Genomic DNA, 5,988 nt, shown 5'->3' with positions numbered 1-5,988 from the left:
CCTCGCTGCAGCCCAGAGCCGATGCCAAGGCTCTGGCAGCCAGTTCTGGCCGGTTATTCTCCTGGCTCAGGTGTGCCGCGACCAGATGTTGCAAGCGCCGGGTATCGACCTGCCGCAAGAGGGCTGCCGCCTGGCCGTTTTCCAGATGACCGAAGCGCCCGGCGATGCGCTGCTTGAGTCGCACCGGATAACTCGACGCAGCAAGTAGCGCCTGGTCGTGGTTGCATTCCAGTACCAGCCCGTCGCAGGCACCCAGAACATCCACGATGTGGGGCGTAATCGAGCCGCTGTCGGTGAGCACGCCAAGGCAGTGCTGACCGTCGCCGAACACATACTGAACGGGTTCGCGCGCATCGTGCGGCACCGGGAAGGGCCGCACTTCAAGGCCACCGATCGCAAAGCACGCATGACCGTCGATCAGCCGGCATACGGGTAGGGTGGTCCTGCCTTGCGACGCTGCGGCATAGGTGCCGTGCGTCAGATAAACCGTGAGTTGGTAGCTGCGGGCAAAGGCGAAAACACCCGCTACGTGATCAGCATGCTCGTGCGTCACCACGATCGCGGCCAGTTCATCCGGAACAGTACCCAGTCTGGCCAACCTGGCGGTCGCCATGCGTGCCGAAAAGCCGCAGTCGAGCAACACTTTCGTCTTGCCGGCCTCGATCAGCAGGGCGTTACCCCGGCTGCCGCTACCCAGCGATGCGAAACGGAGCATTTGTACGGATCGGGGAGCCTCTCGAAATGATGACGACCAACAATCGCTGTTGCTCTGAGGAATCAAGGTCCGTGGCGATGATGCTGGACCCTACTTCAACTGATCGTAGAGCAGATTGAGGATCTTCTTCGCCGTTTCGGACTGGTCGACACCGCCCTCGGGCGAGAGCACCTGGACTGTCGACAGGCTGCCGGCTTCACGAATGAAAATGCGGTACTGGATTTGTGTCTTGTTGACAGAACTGCTTTTGAAAGGATTGAGCCTCGACAAGAAGGTGTCTCCCTTCTTCTCGTTGTCACTCTCGGGGTCGACATAACGAACGAAGTAAAGGCCCCTGGAACGATCCCGGTCTTCAACCGTGAAACCAACCCTGTCCAGCGCCAGACCGACTCGACGCCAGGCACGATCGAACGATTCCTCGACCTCGAGGGTTCCGGCGCCGTCAGCACCGCGCGCCAGGCGTGCTCGCTCGACGGGTTTCTCCTGCGCAGCCCGCATGGCCTCAGTAGCACGCTTCTCGTCGCTTCCAAGGCGAATCATCAGACGACGCAGCATCTCCGCTTCGAGTTCCGGATCAGCCGGACGTGGCTGCCACTTGGTCTGGTCCCTGCCCTCGGTTACGTAAATCTCGTACATGCCGCGATGGCTGATGAAGATGTCGGTCGTCCCCGGTGTGCTCCCCGGCTCCAGACGAGTGCGGAATTTGTCGCGCTCGGCCGTCGAATAGACCGAGTCGATCAGCTTGCCGAGCAGGTTGCGGATGAAATCCTGCTCGATCTTGGCACGGTTCTCAGCCCAGTCGGTTTCCATCACCCCGGCATCAGGCAATTCAAGCTTGATCACGAAACCGGTTTCCTGCCAGAAGTCCTTGACCTGCCCCCAGAGTTTGTCCGGCGCTCCTGCGGCCACCAACCAGCGCTGATTGCCGGAACGTTCGATGTGCGCCCGGTCGACTGTCGGCAGAACCTCGCTCTTCTGCTGCGCGCGGGCCTGTGGTGAACGCTCGGCGGAGTACGCCGAGTAGGTAGCCGTCCCTTTGCCAAGGATATCCGGTACCGCATAACGGTCATCGCGCGCAGGTGAAGTCAGGTCAGGAGGCACTTCCAGCGACGGCACATTGGTGGCCGACGCCGTCTTGTACTCGATTCGCTTGGGCTCAAGCAGGGAACCACTGCAACCAGCCAGCAGCAGCAGGAGCGCGGCGCGGCAGCGCGATACGGCAGGACTCATTTGACCACCTGACCCTAGACCAATATGCCCGCCTGCTGCATGGCGGCACGGACACGTGCGTGAAAATCCGGCGAAAGTGGGGTCAGCGGCAACCGCAGCCCACCGTCGATCAAGCCCAGTTGCTGGCACGCCCACTTGACAGGGATCGGGTTCGCTTCGCAAAACAGTTGCCGATGCAGACCAAGCAGGCGGGCATTCAGAGCACGCGCCTGGATGGCGTCACCAGCCAGCGCAGCAGCGCACATCTCGTGCATCAGGCGTGGCGCAACGTTGGCGACCACCGAGATGTCGCCGCTTGCACCCATCAGAATCAGGGCACAGGCACTTGCATCATCACCACTATAGACGGCAAAACCGGCAGGCGCGCGGGCGATCAGCTCACTGCCACGATCCATGTTGCCAGTGGCATCCTTGATACCGACGATATTCGGTATTTCCGCGAGGCGCAGCGCGGTTTCATTGCTCAGATCGGCAACCGTTCGACCCGGGACGTTATAGAGAATCACCGGGAGATCGACGGCCTCGGCAATCGCCCGAAAATGGCGATAAAGCCCTTCCTGTGTCGGCTTGTTGTAGTACGGCACCACCGACAGCGCGGCATTGGCGCCGGCCTGGCGGGCAAAACGCGTCAGTTCGATCGCTTCGGCCGTCGAATTGGCGCCCGTACCGGCAATTATCGGGATACGACCGGCTGCCTGGTCGACAGCGACACGAATCAGTTCGCAGTGTTCTTGAAAGTTGACCGTCGGCGACTCGCCAGTCGTACCGACGATGACGATGGCGTCGGTACCTTGCTGCACGTGGAAATCGATCAGGCGGCGCAGGCCGGGCAGGTCGAGACTCCCGTCGGCATGCATGGGGGTGACAATCGCTACAATCGATCCGGTAATCATGGTCTTGGAGGGCGCCTGGCAAACTTACCGGGAAGTCTTCCCAGTAGAAATCGAACGTTGGATTTTAACCGAAAGGAAACACCTTGGCGATGAAAAACAATGGCCGCCCACAGAACGCTCCACGACCTGCACGCCGGTCTCAGATTGCAGCCAGAACCCGAAGATGAGCAGCCACGCTGCGCGCCAGCGCCGACAGCGAGTAGCCCCCTTCAAGCATCGACACGATCCGCTTCTGGGCGCATTCTTCGGCAAGCTGCTTCAGTTGTACGGTGACCCAGGCGTAATCTTTTTCGAGCAATTTCAAGCCGCCCATCTCATCCTCGTAGTGAGCGTCAAAACCCGCCGAGATCAGGATCATCTCCGGCTGGAACTCGCGCAGGCGCGGCATCCAGATATCACTCACCACATTCCGGAATTCCTCACCGTCGGTTCCCCGGCTGAGGGGCACATTCACCATGTTGAAGGCCGGTCGTTCGGTACCGCTGTAGGGGTAGAACGGATGCTGGAAGGTGCCTACCATCAGCACGCGCGGATCGCCCTTGAAGCAGTCCTCGGTCCCATTACCGTGGTGGACGTCAAAATCGGCGATCGCGATGCGCGATAATTGATGTGCTCCCAGCGCATGAGCCGCCGCCACGGCGATATTGTTGAAGAAACAGAAGCCCATCGCCGCCGCCCGCTCGGCGTGGTGTCCCGGCGGACGCACTGCACAAAAGGCGTTCTCGACCTCACCGGCCATCACCAGGTCGACCGCCTTGATCCCTGCCCCCGCAGCCCGCAGTGCCGCTTGCCAGGTATGCCGGTTCATGGCCGTATCCGGGTCGAGGTGCACGATGCCCAAGTCGGGCGAGGCCCGCTTCAGCCGTTCCAGATGTGCGGCAGAATGGACGCGATGGAGTTGCTGGAAAGTGGCCAACGGAGCATCGTGATAAACGAAATATGAATCCAGACCTTGCGCGATCATGTGGTCGCTGATCGCGGTCAGCCGGTCGGGAGCTTCCGGGTGATACGAACCCATGTCGTGCAATTGGCAGTCGCGATGGGTAATGAATGCAGTGCTGGTCACTATGGCCTTTCTGTCGCAGAGGATCACCGCCAGGGGCGATGGATACTGCGGGAAATCGAGTTGTCGGCTGATGGTTTATTATCATCCCAATTGCGCTACTACGACAAGCCATGCCGCCCATGCTCCCGATGACGAGACCCTCCCCGGTCACCAGAATTCTTGCCGCCGCCAACGCGGTCATTCTCGGCAAGAGCTCGCAAACCCGCCTCGCACTGTGCTGTCTTCTGGCGAAAGGTCATTTGCTGATCGAGGATCTGCCGGGCGTCGGCAAGACCACGCTGGCGCACACCCTGGCGCGAGTACTCGGATTCCAGTTTTCGCGCATCCAGTTCACAAGTGATATGCTGCCAGCCGACATTATCGGCGTTTCGATCTTCGACCGTGAAAGCGGCAATTTCCAGTTTCTCCCCGGCCCGGTGTTCTCGCAGGTGCTGCTTGCCGACGAAATCAATCGCGCCACCCCGAAAACGCAGAGTGCCCTGCTCGAAGCCATGGAAGAGGGACAGGTCACAACCGAGGGAGAAACGCGACCACTGCCTGAACCCTTCTTCGTGATTGCCACGCAGAACCCTTCAACCCAGATCGGCACGTTCCCCTTGCCCGAATCACAACTCGACCGCTTTCTGCTGCGCATCGAACTCGGTTACCCGGACCACGACGCCGAACGGGCGCTGCTTGAAAGCGGTGGCCGGCGCAAACAATTGCCGACGCTGGCGAGCTGTCTTGACCCCGGCGAATTTGCTGCAATGCAACAAGAGGTGGCCGCGGTCTACAGTTCGCCGGCTTTGCTCGATTACCTGCAAGCGCTGGTCGAGGCAACGCGCCAGGACGCCCGGCTGGTGCATGGCCTGAGCCCGCGCGCCGCCCTGTCACTGCTCGCGGCGGCACGCGCCTGGGCATTCAGCGATGGTCGCCAGATGGTCCTGCCGGAAGACGTGCAGGCGGTGCTGCCGGCCGTCGCCCGCCATCGTTTGCGACTGGTCAGCGGCAGCTACGCGGGCAGCGAAGATATTGCCGCCCTGATTCGATCACTACCGCTTCCCTAACGGTCACGGGTCACGAACATGCCCCTGTTCGCCGCCTTGAAGCGCTGGTTGTTCCGCCTGGCACGTGACGAGCAGTTGCCGATCGTGCTCGGGCAACGCCGAATCTTCATCGTGCCGACGCGCGCCGGTGTCCTGTTTGCCGGCGTGCTCGCGGTGATGCTGATCGGCGCCATCAACTACAACCTGAGCCTCGGGCACGCGCTGATCTTTCTGCTCGCTGGCCTCGGTCTGGTGGCCATGGTACACACCTTTCACAATCTGTTCGGCCTGAGTTTGACTCCGGAACGTGCCGAAGCGGTTTTTGCCGGCGATCTGGCGAGTTTCCCGCTGCAACTGGATAACGCCCGCAGTGAGCCGCGTCGCGCTCTCGAGTTTGCCTTTGACGGGCAACCACTGGTCAAGGTTGACGTCCCTGCACAAGGGCACGTGACCGTGGCCATCCCCTACGCCACGAGCAAACGTGGCCGCCTCGACCCAGGGCGAGTGACGCTTGCCACGCGCTATCCACTGGGCCTGTTTCAGGCCTGGAGCTACCCGCACCCGCGCTGGTCATGCGTGGTCTATCCCAAGCCGTTCCGCACCCCCCTGCCAAGGCCATCGCCGGGTGCGCAGGCTGACCATCACCACGGCGATAGCGGCCAGGAAGACTTCGCCGGTTTGCGGCCACGCCAGCCGAGCGATCCGACCCGACACATTGCCTGGAAAGCGGTCGCCCGCTGCGCCGATGAACAGATGCTGCTGGTCAAGCAGTTCGCCGGTGGAGCCAGCGATGAACTGTGGCTCGACTGGTCTCTGACACCGCCCGAGCACGGCCACGAAGACCGCTTGTCGATCCTGACCGGCTGGGTGATGGCCGCCGACGAACAGCAGGCACGTTACGGGCTGACTCTGCCGGGACAGCAGATCGCGCCGGCGCAGGGGAATGTGCACCGCACCCACTGTCTGCAAGCACTGGCGCTGTACAGTGAATCGGCACCATGAGCAGCCAACCGCCACACGCACTCGAACACGGTGCCGTGCCCTGGCTGCTGACCGGCG

General features: G+C 61.6%; 6 protein-coding genes. 2 read left to right on the top strand and 4 right to left on the bottom strand.

Annotation, left to right across the window (positions count from 1 at the left end; all coding sequences use genetic code 11):
• From CAPSK01_RS04150 to CAPSK01_RS04135, 4 genes are all read right to left on the bottom strand, one after another.
• Positions 1 to 715: MBL fold metallo-hydrolase (locus CAPSK01_RS04150; protein WP_273703058.1), on the bottom strand; the 715-nt coding region annotated here is incomplete at its 3' end.
• Positions 716 to 805: 90 nt separating this feature from the next.
• Positions 806 to 1,945, bottom strand: coding sequence for an outer membrane protein assembly factor BamC (gene bamC, locus CAPSK01_RS04145; RefSeq protein ID WP_034922889.1), 1,140 nt, complete (start codon positions 1,943 to 1,945; stop codon positions 806 to 808).
• 14 nt (positions 1,946 to 1,959) lie between these two features.
• The gene (dapA, locus tag CAPSK01_RS04140) at positions 1,960 to 2,838 is read right to left on the bottom strand and encodes a 4-hydroxy-tetrahydrodipicolinate synthase (protein ID WP_034922886.1); all 879 of its coding nucleotides are present in this window, start codon (positions 2,836 to 2,838) and stop codon (positions 1,960 to 1,962) included.
• A 139-nt stretch (positions 2,839 to 2,977) separates the two neighbouring features.
• On the bottom strand, positions 2,978 to 3,904 hold the full coding sequence (locus CAPSK01_RS04135) for a histone deacetylase family protein (protein ID WP_034922883.1): 927 nt from the start codon (positions 3,902 to 3,904) through the stop codon (positions 2,978 to 2,980).
• Positions 3,905 to 4,014: 110 nt separating this feature from the next.
• Between CAPSK01_RS04135 and CAPSK01_RS04130 the strand changes: the two genes are divergently transcribed.
• Complete coding sequence (locus CAPSK01_RS04130) at positions 4,015 to 4,950, top strand: MoxR family ATPase (protein ID WP_273703057.1); 936 nt, start codon at positions 4,015 to 4,017, stop codon at positions 4,948 to 4,950.
• 18 nt (positions 4,951 to 4,968) lie between these two features.
• Positions 4,969 to 5,931: a DUF58 domain-containing protein gene (locus tag CAPSK01_RS04125; RefSeq protein WP_034922881.1), complete on the top strand. Its 963-nt coding sequence runs from the start codon at positions 4,969 to 4,971 to the stop codon at positions 5,929 to 5,931.
• The last annotated feature ends 57 nt before the right edge of the window (positions 5,932 to 5,988 follow it).

The sequence above is a fragment of the Candidatus Accumulibacter vicinus genome, from assembly GCF_000584955.1.
GTDB classification, from domain to species: Bacteria; Pseudomonadota; Gammaproteobacteria; order Burkholderiales; family Rhodocyclaceae; genus Accumulibacter; species Accumulibacter vicinus.
Note: the sequence above shows the minus strand (reverse complement) of the source record. Positions and strands in the feature narration are given on the sequence as shown.